This is a genomic window from Kerstersia gyiorum, assembly GCF_004216755.1.
GTDB lineage: Bacteria > Pseudomonadota > Gammaproteobacteria > Burkholderiales > Burkholderiaceae_B > Kerstersia > Kerstersia gyiorum.
Genome location: NZ_SGWZ01000001.1, coordinates 311,908 through 330,252, shown reverse-complemented (window position 1 = coordinate 330,252; position 18,345 = coordinate 311,908). Strand labels below are relative to the sequence as shown.

16 protein-coding genes are annotated in these 18,345 nt (G+C 64.0%); 1 reads left to right on the top strand and 15 read right to left on the bottom strand.

What is annotated here, in order from left to right; translation table 11 throughout:
- Positions 1-10: 10 nt before the first annotated feature.
- From EV679_RS01390 to oppB, 11 genes are all read right to left on the bottom strand, one after another.
- Entirely contained in the window at positions 11-979 is a 969-nt protein-coding gene (locus EV679_RS01390) for a FecR domain-containing protein (RefSeq protein ID WP_068373319.1), read from the bottom strand.
- A gap of 2 nt (positions 980-981) precedes the next feature.
- Positions 982-1,476, bottom strand: a complete 495-nt coding sequence (locus EV679_RS01385) for a sigma-70 family RNA polymerase sigma factor (protein ID WP_068373322.1) — start codon at positions 1,474-1,476, stop codon at positions 982-984.
- A gap of 148 nt (positions 1,477-1,624) precedes the next feature.
- Entirely contained in the window at positions 1,625-3,193 is a 1,569-nt protein-coding gene (locus tag EV679_RS01380; RefSeq protein WP_068373325.1) for a peptide ABC transporter substrate-binding protein, read from the bottom strand.
- Positions 3,194-3,428: 235 nt separating this feature from the next.
- Entirely contained in the window at positions 3,429-4,181 is a 753-nt protein-coding gene (locus EV679_RS01375; RefSeq protein ID WP_068373328.1) for an ABC transporter ATP-binding protein, read from the bottom strand.
- Positions 4,178-6,013: a branched-chain amino acid ABC transporter ATP-binding protein/permease gene (locus EV679_RS01370; RefSeq protein ID WP_068373332.1), complete on the bottom strand. Its 1,836-nt coding sequence runs from the start codon at positions 6,011-6,013 to the stop codon at positions 4,178-4,180. Before EV679_RS01370 ends, EV679_RS01375 begins: the two co-directional genes overlap by 4 nt.
- 4 nt (positions 6,014-6,017) lie before the next feature.
- Complete coding sequence (locus EV679_RS01365; RefSeq protein ID WP_068373335.1) at positions 6,018-7,055, bottom strand: branched-chain amino acid ABC transporter permease; 1,038 nt, start codon at positions 7,053-7,055, stop codon at positions 6,018-6,020.
- 291 nt (positions 7,056-7,346) lie between these two features.
- The gene (locus tag EV679_RS01360; RefSeq protein WP_068373338.1) at positions 7,347-8,510 is read right to left on the bottom strand and encodes an ABC transporter substrate-binding protein; all 1,164 of its coding nucleotides are present in this window, start codon (positions 8,508-8,510) and stop codon (positions 7,347-7,349) included.
- Between the two features lie 249 nt (positions 8,511-8,759).
- Positions 8,760-9,026 carry a YkgJ family cysteine cluster protein gene (locus EV679_RS01355; RefSeq protein WP_130486360.1) on the bottom strand — a complete coding sequence of 89 codons (267 nt, stop codon included), beginning with the start codon at positions 9,024-9,026 and terminating at the stop codon, positions 8,760-8,762.
- A gap of 2 nt (positions 9,027-9,028) precedes the next feature.
- The gene (locus tag EV679_RS01350; RefSeq protein WP_083969698.1) at positions 9,029-10,714 is read right to left on the bottom strand and encodes an ABC transporter ATP-binding protein; all 1,686 of its coding nucleotides are present in this window, start codon (positions 10,712-10,714) and stop codon (positions 9,029-9,031) included.
- A gap of 26 nt (positions 10,715-10,740) precedes the next feature.
- Complete coding sequence (locus tag EV679_RS01345; RefSeq protein ID WP_068373440.1) at positions 10,741-11,637, bottom strand: ABC transporter permease subunit; 897 nt, start codon at positions 11,635-11,637, stop codon at positions 10,741-10,743.
- Positions 11,638-11,645: 8 nt separating this feature from the next.
- Positions 11,646-12,572 (bottom strand): oligopeptide ABC transporter permease OppB, encoded by a 927-nt coding sequence (gene oppB, locus EV679_RS01340; RefSeq protein WP_127775455.1) that lies wholly within the window; start codon positions 12,570-12,572, stop codon positions 11,646-11,648.
- 303 nt (positions 12,573-12,875) lie between these two features.
- On the opposite strand from oppB, the gene queC reads away from it, so the two are divergent.
- Positions 12,876-13,595 (top strand): 7-cyano-7-deazaguanine synthase QueC, encoded by a 720-nt coding sequence (gene queC, locus EV679_RS01335; protein WP_130486358.1) that lies wholly within the window; start codon positions 12,876-12,878, stop codon positions 13,593-13,595.
- A 30-nt stretch (positions 13,596-13,625) separates the two neighbouring features.
- On the opposite strand, the gene EV679_RS01330 is transcribed toward queC, so the two are convergent.
- The 4 genes from EV679_RS01330 to EV679_RS01315 all read right to left on the bottom strand — a co-directional run bounded on the left by EV679_RS01330 (position 13,626) and on the right by EV679_RS01315 (position 18,181).
- Positions 13,626-14,495: a hypothetical protein gene (locus EV679_RS01330; RefSeq protein WP_068373349.1), complete on the bottom strand. Its 870-nt coding sequence runs from the start codon at positions 14,493-14,495 to the stop codon at positions 13,626-13,628.
- 545 nt (positions 14,496-15,040) lie between these two features.
- Positions 15,041-16,549 carry a tripartite tricarboxylate transporter permease gene (locus EV679_RS01325; RefSeq protein WP_068373352.1) on the bottom strand — a complete coding sequence of 503 codons (1,509 nt, stop codon included), beginning with the start codon at positions 16,547-16,549 and terminating at the stop codon, positions 15,041-15,043.
- A 1-nt stretch (position 16,550) separates the two neighbouring features.
- A complete protein-coding gene (locus EV679_RS01320; protein ID WP_130486357.1) occupies positions 16,551-17,036 on the bottom strand; it encodes a tripartite tricarboxylate transporter TctB family protein in 486 nt (161 codons plus the stop codon).
- Between the two features lie 140 nt (positions 17,037-17,176).
- On the bottom strand, positions 17,177-18,181 hold the full coding sequence (locus EV679_RS01315) for a tripartite tricarboxylate transporter substrate binding protein (RefSeq protein ID WP_068373446.1): 1,005 nt from the start codon (positions 18,179-18,181) through the stop codon (positions 17,177-17,179).
- Positions 18,182-18,345 lie beyond the last annotated feature (164 nt).

The following is an 18,345-nucleotide window of genomic DNA, read 5'->3' as shown; positions in this document are numbered from 1 at the left end:
TTACCGCCCCTCAGGCACGGCCGTATGTTTTTGCCTTGCCTGCCGGCAACGGCTGCACACGGACCCAGTATCTGGTCCAGCGCCGGACCTGGACCGGCAGCACCTGCTGCAACATGGCCAGCACGCGGTCCGTGTCGTCCAGCGGGAATGTGCCGGAAACGCGCAAATGAGCCAGCTCAGGGTCGCAATCCAGCTGGCCGGGGCGATAGCGCCCCAATTCTTCGATGAAGTCCGGCAGCGGCATGTCGGCAACCAGCAACATGCCGTTGGACCAGGCTGCATCGGTTGCCGCCGCAGGCCGGATCTCGCCATAGACATCCGCGGCAAACCGCAGACTGTGTGACGCATGCACCCGGACCGGCATGTCCGGGGCGTCATGGCGCCGCACGTCAACAGCACCATCCAGAACGTGCAGCAAAGTGTCCTGCTCGTGCCGGACGGTAAAGCGTGTGCCCAACGCCTGCATCTCACCGGCGCGGGTCTGCACACGAAATGGCCGAGCGGGCCGAACGCTGTCCGGCGCGGTTTCCACCAGCAACTCACCGTGATCCAGCGCCAACAAGCGCTGCACACCATCGAACCTGACCCGCACCTGCGTCTGTGTATTGAGCATCAGGCGCGAGCCGTCGGCCAGGTATTGCTCAAGCCGCTCCCCGGTGGCGGTCTGCAGCCGCCCGGGAGCGCCGCTACCGGCAGAGAGCTGCCAGGCACCCGCCCCCGCCACGCCAAACGCAGCGATCGTCAGCAATTGCCGCCGCGTCGAACGCGCCGGCAGCAGCGTGGCGCGCCCGAGACCGGCAGGCAGGGCGCTGGTCTTACAGGCCAGGGCCTCTACCTTGCTCCAGGCCAGGGCGTGATCGGGGTGCGCACTCAGCCAGCGCTGCCAGGCCTCGCGCCTGGCAGGCGTGGCGTCAGGGTCCTGCAGGTCGACCAGCCATTGGGCTGCTTGCCTGCGCACCGTCATGGGAATCTCGGACATGGCTAATCCGCGAAACTGCAATGGGCGATGGCCCGCACCAGATCGCGGCGCACCGTGGGCAGCGACACGCCCAATTCCTGGGCAATGGCCGCCTGTGTCATGCCATCGACCTGCGCCATCAGGAATACCTGCCGGGCACGATGCGGCAGACCGTCCAGCAGACGGTCGATTTCCAGCAGGGTTTCCAGCACCAGGGCGCAGGATTCAGGGTCGGGGTGGCTGGGCACCGGTAACGCCGCCAAGGCGTCCAGATAGGCCTGCTCCACTTTGCGGCGCCGCCGCAGATTGGACAGCAGCCCCTGCGCGACCGTCATCAGGAAGGCACGCGGCTCGCGCATGCCGGCGATCTGCTCACGCGCCAGGATACGCACGAACGTATCATGCGCCAGGTCGGCGGCATCCGGGGAACTGCCGAGTTTCTTGCGCAACCAGGCATGCAGCCAGCCATGGTGGTCGCTGTAAAGGACATGCGCAGGCGAGGGGGCAGGAGCAGACATGGCTGGGCGGATGGACACCCGCCCTCGGGCAAGTATCAAGAATGAAAATTAACCTCATTTTAGTAAATGAGGTTACCCGCCAGCAAGCCCTGTGTCGCTTGCAGGCAGCAACCGGGTCACCCCGGCCGCCCCCTGCATGACTAGCGCCTTATTGGAACGACACGGTACGCGAGGGATGGATATCCAGCGCGTTGTCTTCCCAGCCCTTCAGCTTGGGATTGACCAGGTTGCGCGATGCATACTCGTACACCGGCGCCACGGGCCAGGCTTTCGCCAGGCGCGCTTCGGCCTGTTGCAGCAGGCCGCGGCGGCGCGCCGGGTCGCGCTCCAGGTTGGCCTGTTCGTACAGCTTGTTGAACTCCTCGTCGCTGAAACCGCCATAGTTGTTGGTTGGCGTGTAGAGCAGTTGCAGGAAGTTCTGCGGGTCATCGTAGCTGGACAGCCACGCAGCGCGGCCCACGTCGTAATCGCCAGCACGCAGGTTGGCATAGTGGACATTGGCTTCGGCGTTGTTCAGCTCGGCCTGCACACCCAGCGGCTTCCATTGCGCGGCCACCGCCACGGCAATGCGCTGATGCTCGCTGCCACTGTTGAAGCTCAGCCCCAGCTTGAGAGGCTTGTCCGGCCCGTAGCCAGCCTGGCGCAGCAGTTCGGCCGCCCGCTTGAGGCGGTCAGGATAAGGTTGCGCCAGCACCCTTTCGTACTGCGGCTCGTAGTTGTCCAGCCCGGTAGGCAGGAAGGAATTCAGCGGCAGCACGGCATTTTCCAGCAACTGCTGCGCAATGACCTCGCGGTTGATGGCCAGGCTCAGCGCCTCGCGCACGCGCGCATCGCTGGTGGGATGGCCATCGCGCAGATTGAATGACAGGTAGTAGCTGCCCAGGCGCGGCGACAAATGCGTGGCGGCCGGCACTTCCTGCTTCAGGAACTCATACTGCGACGCCGGATAATCGCGCAGCACATCGAGATCGCCCGCGCGGAACCGCGTAATGCCGCTGTCGCGATCTTCGATCGGGAAGAAAGTCACGCCATCAATCTTGACCTCGGCGGCATCATAGTAATTCGGGTTTTTCTTGGTATTGAGTTCGCTGCCGGTGATCCAGCGCGTCGGCACGAAGGGGCCATTGACGACGATGTTATCGACTTCGCTCCAGTTCTTGCCATGTTTTTCAATAGCCTGGCGCGGCAGCGGATAAAACACCGGCAGGACCAGCGTGCTGAGGAAATAGGTGGAAGGCTCCTTGAGCGTGACTTCCAGTTTCTTGCCGCCATCCAAAGCGCGCACGCCCAGGGCCTCGGGCTTTTGCTCGCCCTTGGCGATCGCTTCGGCATTGGCGATGGGGTACAACCGGTGCGCAGTACTGACCGCGTTCTGCGGGTCCAGCACATAGCGCCAGGAATAGACGAAGTCATCCGCCGTCAGCGGCGTGCCGTCCGACCATTTGGAGTCGCGCAGGTCGAAGGTATAGGTCTTGCCATCGTCGGACAGGGTCCAGGCGGTCGCGACGCCCGGCACCACTTTGCCGTCCGCGGACACCTCCACCAGGCCGGCGAACAGGTCGCGCAACACGTCTTCTTCCCAGACACCGCCGGTAATGCGCGTGGGGCTGAGCGACGCGGGGTCGCCGATGATGCCGACTTTCAGAGTTTGCGCCTGCAGGGGCGCAGCCAGCGCGGCCAAAGCCAGCGACATGGCGGCAAGGGAAAAACGTTTCATCAGTCACCTCGTGATCGCATAGTGTTAAACACGGACCCAGGCCAGCCATGCGTACACGCCGAAGACCCAACCGATAGGCCACGCAAGTTCTGATTAACGCATGTATGCCGGGCGCCGGCCAATACAATTTCCGACTATCTTTACCAGTCCTCTTTATAACTGGAATTCCTGCCGCACGAAAAAAGCCGGTGCGCCTGACGCCAGGCGCACCGGCTCATCCCGCGCTCGGGTGCGGCTATTCCTTGCGCTCGCGCCCCAGGCCCAGGTAGCTTTCGATCACCCTGGGGTCGCTGGCCAGTTCGCGGGCCGGGCCATGCAGACTGATCTCGCCGGTTTCCAGCACATAGCCGTAGTCAGCCACCTGCAGGGCGGCCCGCGCATTCTGTTCGACCAGCAGGATGGCCACGCCGGTGTCCCGCAAGCGGGCAATGATGTGGAAAATCTCGCGCACGATGCGCGGCGCCAGCCCCAGGCTGGGCTCGTCGAGCATCAGCAGCGCGGGCCGCGCCATCAGCGCCCGGCCCACGGCCAGCATCTGGCGTTCCCCACCCGACAAGGTGCCGGCCTGCTGCGCACGGCGCTCGCGCAAACGCGGAAACAGGTCGAACACCTCGTCAAGCGTGCCGCGCCAGCCGGCCTCGCGGGCACGGTAACGCCGGAACCCGCCCAGCAGCAGGTTATCTTCCACCGACATGCTGCCGAACAGCTCGCGCCGCTCCGGCACCAGGGACATGCCGACCGCCACACGGCGCTCCACCTGCCAACCGGAAACATCCTTGCCGTCGTAGCGCACCACGCCAGCCGCATGACCGGTCTGCGGCAAGGCGCCCATCACGGCATTGAGCATGGTCGACTTGCCGGCGCCATTGGCGCCGATGACGGTCACGATGCTGCCCCTGGGCACCGTCAGGGTAGCGCCAGCAAGCGCACCGACCTTGCCATAGCGGGCCGAAAGATCACTGACTTCAAGAATGGGCGCAGTACTCATTGCACACCTCCGCCAGCCGGCGCGCCCTGGATATCCTCGGGCAAATCATCATCAATACCGCCCAGATAGGCCTCCAGCACGGCCGGGTTCTGCTGCACTTCCGCTGGCAGGCCCTCGGCCAGCTTGGTGCCAAAATCCATCACCACCAGGTGGTCGGTCAGGCGCATCACAAAATCCATATCGTGTTCCACCAGCAGGATGCTCATGCCCTGGCTGCGCAGGTTTTCCAGCACCTGCGCCAACTCCTGCTTTTCCTTGTAGCGCAGGCCAGCCGCGGGTTCGTCGAGCAACAGCAGCACCGGGTCGCAGGCCAGCGCACGCGCAATTTCCAGGATGCGCTGCTGGCCCAGCGCCAGATTGCCCGCCTGTTCATACAGGTAGTCGCCCAGGCCCACACGCTTGAGTTGCTCGGCAGCTTCATGCAGCAATTGGGCTTCGCGATCGCGGTCGGTATGCAAGGCACCCGCCATCACGCTGACATCCGAGCGCAGGTGCGCGCCCAGCGCCACGTTCTCGAGCACCGTCATGCCCGGCAGCAGCTGCACGTGCTGGAAGGTACGGCCCACGCCCATGCGGGCGATGGTCCGCGCAGGCTTGCTGTCTATGCGTTCGCCCAGGAAGCGCACTTCGCCGCGCGTCAGGGGCAGGACCCCGCTGATGAGGTTGAACGTGGTGCTCTTGCCGGCGCCGTTCGGCCCGATCAGACCCATGATTTCCCCGGCGCGCACAGTGAAGCTGATGTCATTGACCGCCACGAGGCCGCCGAACTGCTTGCGGATGGCATCAACCTCCAGCACCACATCACCGGCCTTGGGCTTCTCACGCCGGGGCAATTCGGGCGCGGCCGGCGGCGGCGCCAGCTGGCGCTGCGAACGGCTGGCGCCGGTGATCTGGCCCCACCATCCTGCCAGGATGGGCCACAGGCCATCACGGGCATATTGCAGCATCAGGATCATCAGCACGCCAAAGACGATCATCTCGAAGTTGACGTTGGTGTCCAGCAGGCGCGGCAGCCAGTTCTGCAACTGGTCGCGCAGCAGCAGGATGACCGCCGCCCCCAAGATGGCGCCCCAGACATAGCCGGCGCCGCCGATCACTGCCATGAACAGGTATTCGATACCGTAGTTCAGGCCAAAGGGGCTGGGGCTGACGGCACGCTGCATGTGTGCATAGAGCCAGCCGGAAATGCAGGCCAGCAGCGCCGCCCAGACAAAGATCACGACTTTATAGCCGGCCGTGTTCACGCCCATGGATTCCGCCATGCCGGCGCCGCTCTTCAGCGCCCGGATGGCGCGCCCCGGACGCGAGGACAGCAGGTTGCGCGTCGCCCAGAGCGCCAGCAGCACGACGACCCAGATCAGGTAGTACATGTAGCGCCCATTGGCCAGCGATACGCCGAACAGGCTGATGGGCTCGATGCCGGCAATACCGTCGTGCTTGCCCAGCGCGTCGATGTTGCCGAACAGAAAGTACAGCGACAGGCCCCAGGCAATCGTGCCCAGCGGCAGGAAGTGACCCGACAGGCGCAGGGTGATCGCCCCCAGCAGCCAGGCGACGGCCGCTGTCAACAGCAGGCCCACGGGCAGCGTCAGCCAGGGCGACCAGCCATAGGTCACGGTGAGCAAGGCGGTGGTATAGGCTCCCAGCCCAACGAAGGCCGCCTGCCCGAAGGAAGTCAGGCCGCCCACGCCGGTCAGCAGCACCAGGCCGAGCACGACCAGGCTGGCCAGGCCGATGTAGTTGAGCTGGGTAATCCAGAATTCAGGCGTCGCGCCCAGCATGGGCAGCGCCGCCAGCAGCACGAGGAAGATGGCAAGAAGAATGCGGTTCATGGCCTTACTCCTCATCATCCGTGTGGTGGCTGGAAAGCGAGCGCCAGACCAGTACCGGAATGATCAGCGTGAATACGATTACCTCCTTGTAGGCGCTGGCCCAGAATGACGAGAACGCTTCCAGCACGCCGACCAGCAACGAACCGGCGGCAGCCACCGGATAACTGGACAGGCCGCCGATAATGGCGCCGACGAAGCCCTTCAGGCCGATCAGGAACCCCGTGTCGTAGTACACCGTGGTGATGGGCGCGATCAGCATGCCCGACATCGCGCCGATGGCGACGGCCAACGTGAAGGTGAGGCTGCCGGACATGCTCGTGCTGATGCCGACCAGGCGCGCGCCACGCCGATTCACTGCGGTCGCACGCAAGGCACGGCCGTACAGGGTCTTGCCGAAGAAAAGCCACAGCGCCAAGATCAGCACCGCGCAGGTACCGACGACGAACAGGCTCTGCGCCGGCACCGTGGTGAAGCCCAGGTCCACCATGCCGTTGACGAAGGCAGGCGTGCGCCAGCCTTCGGCCCCGAAGAACACCAGCGCCAGGCCAGTCAGTGCAAAGTGCACGGCCACGGACACGATCAGCAGCACCAGTACCGTGGCTTCGGCCAGCGGCTGGTAGACAATGCGATAGACCATGGACCCCATGGGCGTGACCAGCGCCAGCGTCAGCAGCATGTTCAGCCACAACGAATTGTCCGGCCCGGCGTAGCTGAGGGTGAGCCACAACAGCAGCAAGGGTAACGCCAGGAAAGTGATGGCCGAGCGTCCCAGGCCGGCATAGTTGCGCGTACGCGCACTGCGCAGCAATTCGAGGATGAACGCAAGGCCCCCCAGCAAGGGCAGCAGATAGGCGGTACCCGGCACGCGGCCGTCGCCCAGCATGGCCAGCGTCAGCGCGCCAAAGGCCACGAATTCGCCCTGAGGTATGAAAATGACGCGGGTGACCGCGAACACGAGAACCAGCGCCATGCCCAGCAGGGCATAGATAGCGCCGTTGACAATGCCATCCTGCAACAGGATCAGCGCAATTGTGGAATCCATCTAGAACCACCTTGTGAAGCCCGGTGGCCGGAATTTGTCCTGACCACCGTGAAAACGACGCGCCCTCCCCGTTTCCATCGCAGCCGGATGCTCCGGCCATGATGACGGTGAACAGCGCGGCAGATGCGAGTCGGCAGGACCGCCGGCGCCACACCTGTTCAGCCAGTGAAGCCCGGCAACCCGCGAGCCGCCTTGCTTCGCCACCCGGCAAGGCTGTCCCCCGACGGCCTTGCCGGCGCACCGCTGGCGCCCTGCCTGTTGTACCAGGCCGGGCGCCGGACGCACGATGCCTTACAGATCGGGCTGGTACACCCACTTGCCGTCTTCGACCTTGACGATCACGCGGGCGCGCTCGTCGAAGCCTGCATGGTCGGTCGGCGACATGTTGAACACGCCTTGCGACACCGGCAGGTTCTTGATGTTTTCCAGCGCATCGCGCAACGCGGCGCGGAACTCCGCCGTGCCAGGCTTGGCACCGCTCTTGAGTGCTTCGGGCACGGCCGCGACGATCAGCTGGCCGGCATCCCACATATGGCCGCCGAAGGTGTTCGTCGTGCCGGCGCCATGCGCCTGCTCATAGGCCTGGGTATAGGCCAGCGCGGTCTGCTTGACCGGATTGCTGTCGGGCAACTGGGCCGCCACCAGCAGCGGGCCGCTGGGCAGCAACATGCCATCGCAATCCTTGCCGCAGACGCGCAGGACGTCATTGTTGGCTGCGCCGTGGGTCTGGTAGATCTGGCCGCCGTAGTTGCGGGTACGCAATTCCTTTTGCGGCAGGGCCGACGGCGTACCGGCGCCAGCAATCAGGATGGCATCCGGACGCGCGCCGACCAGCTTGAGTACCTGGCCCGTCACACTGGTGTCGGTACGGCCGTATTTCTCAACTGCCGTCAACTTGATGCCCTTGGCTTCGGCAGCCTGCTTCATCACGTCCAGCCAGCCGTCGCCATAGGCGTCGGCAAAACCGATGAAGCCCAGCGTCTTGACGTTGGCCTTGACCATGGCATCGGCCAGGGCTTCGGCCATCAGCGCATCATTCTGCGGCGTCTTGAAGACCCAGCGGCGCTTGTCATCCTGCGGCTCGACGATCTTGGCGCTGGCCGCCACGCTGATCATGGGCACCTGGGATTCGGCCGCCACATCCACCATGGCCAGCGAACCCGGAGTGACGGACGTACCGACCAGCACGTCAACCTTGTCTTCGGACACCAGCTTGCGGGAGTTCTTCACCGACTGCGTGGTATCGGTCGCGTCGTCCAGAACGATCCATTCGATGGTCTGGCCAGCCACTTCCTTGGGCAGCAAGGCCACGGTATTGCGCTCGGGGATACCCAGCGACGCGGCCGGGCCGGTGCTGGAAACCGTCACGCCCACTTTGACTTGCGCGCCTGCGATCATGGGCAGGCTCAGGAAAATCGCGGCAGCCGCCGCATGCATAGTGAAAGGCTTACGCATGGTTTTGTCTCCTGTACCGGCTGTTTACCTCTGTTTCCGAAGGCAACCGGCTGTTTTTTGATGTTGTTAATAGGTTAATCAGGCCCACTGGGTTTGGGAAGCGATATTTGACGGAAAATCGCTCCATTCCTCCTATCGGAAACACCTAGATGGGATAAAGATGCGCGAGGACGGCAACGCTGGCAGGAATATGCATTCCGCTGGTTTTTCAGTTATTTATCATGCTGCATCCGCAGCATGGCCCATCCTTCAGACCGTACAGGACGGCTGGGTCTGGTATTCCAGCCAGAGCAGCCATTGCATGGCTGCTTCGCGTGAATTGCCACACATTTGCGCGCTCGGCATCAGCGAGGCACAGACAGCCGGACGGCCGGGCTGTCCAAAAATCCGGCAGCGCTCGCGCTCGTCGAGCTGTACGCAACGCACGCCGGCGGGCTTGCCTTGCGGCATGCCGGGAATCGGGCTGCTGATGGAGGGCGCGGTGCAACACGCGCCGCAATCCGGGCGACATTCCATGGTTATTGCTCCTGTCCGGAAACTCGGTGTTCCTGCGCGCCGTCGCGCCAGAACGCGGCAGCCAGCAGGGCCTTCGTGTAGGCATGCTGGGGCGCGGCAAAGATTTCGCTGGCCGTCCCCTGCTCGACCACTGCGCCGGCACGCATGACCAGCAAGGTGTCGGCCATGGCGCGGACCACGGCAAGGTCATGGCTGATGAACAGGTAGGACATCCGGTAGCGCTGCTGCAGGTCGCGCAGCAGGTCCAGCACCTCGGCCTGGACGGAACGGTCCAGCGCCGAGGTGGGCTCATCGAGCAACAGGAATTCCGGCCGCAGGATCACGGCCCGGGCGATGGCAATGCGCTGGCGCTGCCCGCCCGAGAACTCATGCGGATAGCGATTGCGCATCGCCGGGTCCAGACGCACGTCGCTCATGGCCTGGGCAATGCTGCGCTCGCGTTCCGCCCGGCCCAGCTGCGGCTCGTGCACACGCAGTCCTTCGCCGATGATATCGCCCACCGTCATGCGCGGCGACAGTGAACCAAAGGGGTCCTGGAACACTACCTGCATGCGCCGCCGCAACGGCCGCATCGCGGCAGGGCTCAGGCGAGCCAGGTCGGCCGTATCGAAACGCCGGGTGCCCTGCGCCGGCAGCAGGTTCAGCAAGGCCCGGCCCAGCGTGGACTTGCCCGAACCCGATTCGCCGACAATGCCCACGGTTTCCCCCCGGCGCACATCCAGGCTGACGCCATGCACCGCAACGAAGCGCTCCGGCCGGCGGAACAGGCCACGCCGCAGCGGAAATGCCACTTCGATATCGCGCGCTTGCAGCAATACCGGCGCATCGGGATCGACCGGCGGCTTCGTGCCATGCGGTTCCGCCGCCAGCAACATGCGCGTGTACGCCTGGCGCGGCTGGCTGAACACCCGTGCACAGGGCCCCTGCTCGACCATCTCGCCGCCACGCATGACGCAAACCGTATCCGCGACATGGCGCACCATGCCAAGGTCATGGGTAATCAGCAACACCGCCAGGCCCAGCCTTTGCTGCAAGTCGCGCAGCAATGCCAGGATCTGCGCCTGTACCGTGACATCCAGCGCCGTGGTCGGCTCGTCCGCAACCAGTACCTTGGGGCCGCAGGCCAATGCCATGGCAATAACCACGCGCTGGCGCTGGCCGCCCGACAACTCATGCGGATAGCTGCGGTAGCGCCGCTCCGGTTCCGGAATGCCGACCTGCTGCAATAATTCGATGACCCGCGCCCACGCCGCCTGGCCGCGCAGCGCGGTATGCCGATAGAGCGACTCACGGATCTGCAAGCCGATGCGCATCATGGGGTTGAGTGCCGTCATGGGTTCCTGGAACACCATGGCGATTTCGTTGCCACGCAGCTGGCGCATACGGGCTTCCGGCAATTTCAGCAGCAGTTCGCCCTGGTATTCGATGCGGCCGGTCAGGGCAGCGCTGTCGGGCAGCAGGCGCATGAGCGCATAGGCCGTCACTGATTTTCCCGAGCCGGATTCGCCCACCAGCGCCAGCGTCTGTCCGGCACGCAGGTCGAAGCCAACGGAACGCACCGCCTGTACCGGGCCGTCCGCCGTATTGAAGGTCACGCCCAGGCCACGCACCCGCACCAGCACGTCGCCCAACCCGTCCGCCGAAGACTGCGCTGCCCCACCGCAGGGCTTGCCCTCCCGATCAAGCATGCCTTCCATGGTTTCGTGCGCCTCCATCAGCGGCTGCGGGGGTCCAGCGCGTCGCGCAGACCGTCCCCGAGAAAATTGAGGCAGAACAGAGTCGTCGTCAGGAAAGCGGACGGCACCAGCAGCATCCAGGGCGCGCGCGCCATCATGTCCTTGCCCTCGCTGATGAGCGCTCCCCAGCTGGTCAGCGGTTCCTGCACGCCCAGGCCCAGGAACGACAGAAAGCTTTCCAGCAGGATGACCTTGGGCACCGTGAGCGTCAGGTAGATCATGACCGGCCCCAGCAGATTAGGAATGATGTGACGCAGGATGATGTCCCGGCTGCGTACCCCCAGCGCCTGGGCCGCTTCGACAAACTCGCGGCGCTTGAGCGACAGGGTCTGGCCGCGCACGATACGCGCCATATCCAGCCACTCGACCGCCCCGATGGCCACATAGATCAGCAGGATATTGCGACCGAACACCACCATCATCAGGATGACCAGGAACAGGAACGGCAAGGAATACAGGATGTCGACAAAACGCATCATCAAGGTATCCACACGCCCGCCGGCAAACCCGGCCACCGCTCCGTACAATACGCCGACCAGCAACGCCACGATGCTGGCCACCAGCGCCACCGACAAAGACACCTGGCCACCATAGAACGTGCGCGTGAGCAGATCCCGGCCATTGGCATCGGTACCCGCCAGGTGCCCGCTATCCCAGGAAGGCGGCGCGCGGAACGCGGCCCAATCGACTTCATCCAGTTGCCAGCCGGTCAGCCAGGGGCCGACCACGCATACCACGGCGATCAGGCACAGCAAGCCCAGGCTGACCATGGCCGCACGGTTGGCGCGCAAGCGCCGCCAGGCGTCATGCGCCAGGCTCCGGCCCACCGGCGCTGGCGGCAGCGCAGTGGTTTCCTGCGTGGAATCATTTGCCATCATATGCGTCAGTCCTCATAGCGTATCTGCGGATTGAGCAGGCCATACAGCAAATCCACCAGCAGGTTGAACAGCACGATCAGCACGCCGTAGAACACCACGACGCCCATGACCAGCGTGTAATCGCGGCTGAGCGCCGCCTGGACAAAATAGCGGCCGATGCCGGGCAGCCCGAAAATCTGCTCGATCACCACCGACCCCGTCACGATGCCCACCATGGCCGGCCCGAGATAGGACAGCAATGGCGCCAGCGCCGGGCGCAGGGCATGATGCAGCACCACCTCAATGGCCGACAGGCCCTTGGCGCGTGCCGTGCGGATATGCGGGCTGTTCATGGTCTCTATCATGCTGCCGCGCATCAGCCTGGCGATATACGCGACTTGCGGAATCGCCAGCGCCACGACGGGCAGCAGGATGTAGCGCCACTGGCCGTCCCCCCAACCTCCGGCCGGCAACCAACCCAGGGTCACGCTGAACAGCAGCGCCAAGACCGGAGCGACGACGAAATTAGGGATAGCAATGCCGGCCAGCGCCACCCCCATGACCGCATGGTCGGTCGCCCGGTTATGGCGCATAGCGGCCCAGATGCCCAGCGGCACACCCACCAACAGCGCCAGCGCCATGGCCCACAGCCCGAGGCGCGCGCTCACGGGAAAGCCGGTCGCGATCAGGTCATTGACGCTGCGGTCGCGATACTTGAACGAAGGCCCGAGATCGCCTTGCGCCAGGTTGCCCAGATAAAGGAAGTACTGCGTCAGCAGCGGCTGGTCCAGGTGATAGGCCGCCTTCAGGTTCGCCTCGATTTCCGGTGGCGCCTGGATGTCGCTGTCGAACGGCCCGCCGGGTGCCAGCCGCATCAGGAAGAAAGAGAGAGTAATGACGAGCAGCAGCGTGGGCACGGCCTGCAGCAACCGCCTGAAAATATAAAGAACCATGTACGTCGCCTTGAGGGAACCTGCCCAGGGCGTCGCCTGCCACTGGCGGCTGCCTGCCGCCAGTGCGGGCGCCAACGCCCCCTGGTTGGTTTTCCGCGCCAGCGTGCCTGGGGCCCTGTTGACACTTCTGCCTGGAAAACAGGGCCATTACACCACGAAGCGCAAACCCGGCGCAGCGCCAGCCATGCGTTGCCCGTACACGGCGCGGCAGGCCGGCGGCGGCTGCCAAACCGGATGCGCCCATATAAGTAGTTTCAGCTAAAATAAACCAAAAAATGTGAAGATAATCCTAGGATGACAAACATGATTCCTCTCCGGGAAAAACGCGCACTGGTTCTCTTCTCGGGAGGACAGGATTCGGCCACTTGCCTGGCATGGGCGCTGAGCCGCTATCAGCATGTCGAGACCCTGGGCTTCGACTACGGTCAGCGCCACCGGGTGGAACTCGACTGCCGTACCCGGCTGCGCACGCTCGTCGCCGACATGAATCCGGACTGGGCACCGCGCCTGGCGGAAGACCATCTGCTGCCGGTAGACTTTTTCCGGCACCTGGGCCAGACCGCCATGACGGATGACGTCGCCATCACCATGCAGGCTGATGGCCTGCCCAATACCTTCGTACCCGGGCGCAATCTACTGTTCCTGACGCTGGCGGCGGCCCTGGCCTACCGGCGCAACCTGAATGTGCTCATCGGCGGCATGACGGAAGCCGACTATTCCGGCTATCCCGATTGCCGCGACAACACCATGAAAGCCCTGCAAGTGGCGCTCAGCCTGGGCATAGACCGACAGCTCACCATCGAAACCCCGCTGATGTGGCTGGACAAGACGGAAATCTGGGATCTGGCCTGGCGCCTGGGCGGCGACGTGCTGGTGGAAACCATCCGCCAGGAATCCCATACCTGCTACCTGGGCACCCGCGACACCCTGCACAGCTGGGGCTACGGCTGCGGCAGCTGCCCGGCCTGCACCTTGCGGGCACGCGGCTATGTGCGCTGGGCGGCCAACCGGCTGGCCGCCTGACAACCACCGCGAGACGTCGCTGGACGCCGCTCAGGCAGCGTCCAGTTCCACCCAGTAGCCACTGATCAGTTCCGCCGGACGGCGCATGGCCTGCACGCGAGCCGACACATCCCAGGCGTCGAAACGCACGCAGAGGCCCGCATAGACGCCATGGCCTTCGCCGGCTTCCAGTATCCCGGGGGTTTCTATGCCTTCCCCGGCGCGGATGGCACTACCGGCGCGGATGTCATCCCCAGCCTTGATGCCCCAGCCGGCATCCAGGTAATCCGCCACGTCGATGCCTGCACCGGCAATCAAACCGCGCGTGATCTTCAGGGAACCCGCCACCGCAATCCTGCCGCCCACCTTGACGCCCTGCTGGCAAACCAGGCCGGCGCCGGCTTCAAGATCCGCCCCGACCTGCAGATCGCCGCCCACCTGGGCCTCGCCCGTCACATTGAAATCCCACTGCGCACGCAACTGGCCGCCGCATTGCAGCTTGCCGCCCACTTCCAGGCCCCAGCCGGCCTTCACATCCCCCGTCACGCGCATATCGCCCGCGCAGCGGATACCGCCCTCGGCCATGACATCGCCCCCCGCCTGCACGATATCCGCGCGGATGCTGCCCTGCGTGCGGATACTGCGTCCGGTACGCACGATCGCATCGACTTCTATGCCCTGGCGCACGATCAGGTCGCCCGCGAAAATCATCGCATTGGCTTCCACCGCGTCGACGCTGCGCACGGCATCTATGGGACCGAATTGATCCAGCAACCAGCAGGCGTCCTCGATGCGGCCCGCGGCCACCAGCGCATCAAGCAATTGCTGGTATTCCCCCTGCCCATTGTGATCACGGATGAACCAGCGATAGCCGGCGGCGCAGGGTTGCTTGGCTTTGACGAAATTCTTGGTGAGTTGCATAGTGCCCGTGCTGCCGCATCGCGCCTGTGCGAAATGGCAGCCCATAGATGTGCTTGCGAGAATAAGCGGCCCAGGCCCGGCATCCAGGCCGGCGGCAGCGAATCAGGGGAATGACGCCAGCAAGGCGCCACGGCAGGTCGCGCGTGGCGCGTCAGCCGGGCTTGGCACGGGCAAAGGTGGAGCGGAACGCCAGTTCCTGCGGGTCTTCCGGCCACCAGCGAGTTTGCGCAACAACGCCCGGCGTGAACCTGCCACGGCCGGCATAACGATGTTTGAACGAAGTCGAAGAGCGGCGAACCGCAAGCGCAGACACGGGAACCGGAAGAACGGAAAGAGGAAGACGGTGAACCGGAGGGCAGAAACTACACAGCCGCCAGAATTGCGCGGATGGGCAATGGGCGGCTGCTGCAGATGCGGATATCGTAGCAGGCTTGTGGATATCTTCACAAGCAAGCCTGGGAACTGACCGTGGCGGAGACGCCACTGCCAGCCCATGCCTGGCAGTGGCTGGCCGCCGGCCGCAAGCGGCCAGGCGCCTGCAAGGCTCAGGCCGGCAGCGGCCGGTGTCCGCTGCGACGGCGCTTCCACCACTGTGTTTGCGACACAATGGTGAACAGCAGCGCCAGTGCAATGCCCGCCGATAGCGGCGAAGTGACGAAACCCATCAGGAACTCTCCCGGGTTTTCACCGGCCGACAGCATGGCCTGGCGATATGAGCGGTCCATCAGCGGCCCCAGCACCATGCCGAGGATCACCGGCCCGACCTGGAAGCCGTAGATTTTCAGGAAATAGCCCAGTACGCCAAAGCCCAGCATCCAGTACACATCCATCGGGTTGTTGTTGATGGAGTAAGCCCCCACCACGGACAGCACCAGGATGATAGGCAGCAGGATACGCTTGGGCGTTTCGACCACCTTGGCAAACAGCTTGATGCCGGACAGCCCGAAAATGAGCAGGAAGATGTTGGCCAGCACGAGGCTGCCCACCGTGAACCAGAACAGGTGCGGCGTTTCTATCATCAGCATGGGGCCGGGCTTGAGGCCATGGATGTAGAGCGCCCCGATAATGATGGCCGTCACGGCATCGCCGGGAATGCCCAGCGTCAGCATGGGAATATAGGCCGCAGGAACGGCTGAATTGTTGGCGGTTTCCGGCGCGACAATCCCTTCGTAGGCACCTTGGCCGAATGGCACTTCCGGATTCTTCACCACCCGGCGGGCATGGTCATAGGCCATCAGCGCCGCAATATCCCCGCCCGCGCCGGGCAGGACGCCCACGCCTATGCCCACGGCAGAACTGCGCACCGTCAGCGGCAGGTACTTGCGGATCATTTTCCAGGGCGGAATGACCTTGCTGACATTCTGCTTGACCGTCTTCACATGCAATTCATGCAGCTGCGCCAGGATTTCCGCTACCCCGAAGAAACCGATCATCGCCGCGATGTAGGAAATTCCGGCGGTCAGTTCCAGGCTGCCGAACGTAAAGCGCGGTTGTGCCGTCAAGGGGTCCAGCCCCACCGAACCGATCAGCACGCCCAACGCTCCGGCGAACATGCCCTTGGACAGCGACCCGCCAGACAGGCTGCCCACCAGCAACAGGCCCCAGGCAGCCAGCAGCAGGTATTCACGCGGCCCGAAGGTCAGCGCGAACTCCGACACGACGGGCGCGGCAATGGCCAGCACGGCGATGGCGATGAAACCGCCGATCACCGACACGACCGTCGTCAGGCCGATGGCCAGCCCAGCCTCGCCACGCTTGGCAATGGGGTAACCGTCCAGCGAGGTGGCGATCTGTGCCGGACCGCCAGGAATGTTCAACAGGATGGACGCGCGCGAACCGCCATAGACACCGCCCAGGTAGATACCGGCGATCAAGACCAGGGCTTCATTCACCGGCCACTTGAAGGTGAAGGAAATCAGGATGGAAACGGCCATGGTGACCGACAGCCCGGGAATCGCACCAATGTAGATGCCCGCGAACGTGCCTATGGCTGCCATCATCAGCAGCTTGGGGTCCGTCCAGGAAATCAGGAAATATTGCAGAGCATCATTCATTTCAGGCTCCTTGCCACCAGGTTCCGGCCGGCAGGATGACGGAGAAGAGCGTTTCGAATACCAGATGGATCACGCCCAGGAATACCGCCGGAACCAGCAGCGTGATCCATAACCGCCGGCTGCCCAGCAGCAGCATGGTGCTTACCAGGAACAGGTAGGACGACGCCAGAAAGCCCATGCGCTCCATCAGCACCATATAGACCAGCATGGCCAGGCTGACCCACAGCACGACGGGCGGCAGTACCTTGCTGCGGAAGACCGCGACCACGGAGCCGCTGAACACCGGCTTTGCCTTGAAGGCGCGCCAGACGAATTGCAGCGCGCAGACCACCATCAGGAAAGCGGCAGCCATCGGGAACGAACCGGCGGACGCCAGCGATTCAAAGCCGGAAATCTCGTAGGCGTGCCACAACAGGAAGACTGCGAGTCCCAGCAGCAGGACGACGAATACCAGTTCGCCTGCCTGGCGTTGTGCTTGTTGCTTCATCAGATATCTCTCTTTTCCGGGCGACCAGACAAGACATCCGGCAAGCGTTCGATGCACTTGCCGGATGGGCTGCTGGCCTGTTGCCGGAACACAGGCGACAGCGCCCGCCAGGCATGGCGAGCACGGCCGCAAAGCCAGGCTCAGGGTTTCGGAATGCCCAGGGCTTCGGGGCTGGTTTTGGCAGCGCCGACCGAGTCATACAACCAGGCCGTGGTGGATTGCCACTTGTCGAGGAAATCCTGGGCCTCGGCGCCGCTCAGGTTCAGGACGCGCGTGCCGCGGTCCTCGTTGAACTTGAGGTAATCCGGGGACGCGGCAGCCTTGGCAAATGCATCGGAAAGCTTTGCCTTGACCGCGTCAGGCGTTTCCTTGCGGACGAATACGCCGTAGAACGGCCCCCAGGGCAGGTGCCGCTCCAGGCCAGCCAGCGCCGGTGCTTCGGTCATCGGAGGAATGTCGCCGAACGGTTCGGTGCGCAACACGCCCAGCGCTTTCAGTCGTCCGGCCTTGACGTGCTCCAGCACTGCGCCCGAGGCAATGAAGCCGATGTCGGCATGGCCCCCCTGCAGCGCCGCAATGGCAGGGCCGTCCCCGTCGAACGGCACCAGCGTCGTTTCAAACGGCGTGACATCGTTGATCATCGCGTTGATCGTAAACGGCACTGTCCCCTGGCCCGCGATGTACTGTTTGAGCTTCTTCGGGTTGGCCTTGACGTAGTCGAACAGCTCCTGCGTGGTATTGGCAGGCACCTTGGGATTGGCCACCAGCAGGATGGAGTCGTTGATCGACACGATATTGATCGGCGTGAACTCCTGGAAGTCGAATGGCGCCAGATTCAAGACGCGGAACAGCGCCTGGGGCTCGGCCGCCATCAGCACGGTATAGCCGTCGGGCTGCTGGCGCAGCACGAAGTTCGCCCCCACTGCGCCCGATCCGCCTGTGCGGTTCTGGATCACCAGCTTCTTGCCCAGTTCGTCCTCGGCCAGCGGCGCCAGCGCGCGCATGGCCACGTCGGTGGCACCCCCGGCCCCCCATGGCACGATGGCCGTAATGTCACGGCGCGGATAATCATCGGCCTGTGCCGGCGCAGCGGCCGCGCCCAGGATACCGGCCAGCGCAAATGCGCCCAAACAGCGTTTGAACATTGCCATTCCTCTCATCCCCTTTGCATGTAATGGCTCGCCGCCTGGATACCGATGGAAGCGGAACCTTGTTAATATTTGGAATTGGATTCTATTTGAAACAAGATTCACCCAAGCAACCATCCGGGATTGCCCTAATTCAGCGTATTTTCAGCTTGAGCGGATAG

Coding starts and splice junctions, on each gene's coding strand:
- EV679_RS01375 (WP_068373328.1), bottom strand. CDS start 4,181: ATGAGTACTGCGCCCATTCTTGAAGTCAGTGATCTTTCGGCCCGCTAT.
- EV679_RS01365 (WP_068373335.1), bottom strand. CDS start 7,055: ATGGATTCCACAATTGCGCTGATCCTGTTGCAGGATGGCATTGTCAAC.
- EV679_RS01330 (WP_068373349.1), bottom strand. CDS start 14,495: ATGCAACTCACCAAGAATTTCGTCAAAGCCAAGCAACCCTGCGCCGCC.
- EV679_RS01380 (WP_068373325.1), bottom strand. CDS start 3,193: ATGAAACGTTTTTCCCTTGCCGCCATGTCGCTGGCTTTGGCCGCGCTG.
- EV679_RS01355 (WP_130486360.1), bottom strand. CDS start 9,026: ATGGAATGTCGCCCGGATTGCGGCGCGTGTTGCACCGCGCCCTCCATC.
- EV679_RS01370 (WP_068373332.1), bottom strand. CDS start 6,013: ATGAACCGCATTCTTCTTGCCATCTTCCTCGTGCTGCTGGCGGCGCTG.
- EV679_RS01320 (WP_130486357.1), bottom strand. CDS start 17,036: ATGAAGCAACAAGCACAACGCCAGGCAGGCGAACTGGTATTCGTCGTC.
- EV679_RS01360 (WP_068373338.1), bottom strand. CDS start 8,510: ATGCGTAAGCCTTTCACTATGCATGCGGCGGCTGCCGCGATTTTCCTG.
- oppB (WP_127775455.1), bottom strand. CDS start 12,572: ATGGTTCTTTATATTTTCAGGCGGTTGCTGCAGGCCGTGCCCACGCTG.
- EV679_RS01350 (WP_083969698.1), bottom strand. CDS start 10,714: ATGCTTGATCGGGAGGGCAAGCCCTGCGGTGGGGCAGCGCAGTCTTCG.
- EV679_RS01315 (WP_068373446.1), bottom strand. CDS start 18,181: ATGTTCAAACGCTGTTTGGGCGCATTTGCGCTGGCCGGTATCCTGGGC.
- queC (WP_130486358.1), top strand. CDS start 12,876: ATGATTCCTCTCCGGGAAAAACGCGCACTGGTTCTCTTCTCGGGAGGA.
- EV679_RS01345 (WP_068373440.1), bottom strand. CDS start 11,637: ATGGCAAATGATTCCACGCAGGAAACCACTGCGCTGCCGCCAGCGCCG.
- EV679_RS01325 (WP_068373352.1), bottom strand. CDS start 16,549: ATGAATGATGCTCTGCAATATTTCCTGATTTCCTGGACGGACCCCAAG.
- EV679_RS01385 (WP_068373322.1), bottom strand. CDS start 1,476: ATGTCTGCTCCTGCCCCCTCGCCTGCGCATGTCCTTTACAGCGACCAC.
- EV679_RS01390 (WP_068373319.1), bottom strand. CDS start 979: ATGTCCGAGATTCCCATGACGGTGCGCAGGCAAGCAGCCCAATGGCTG.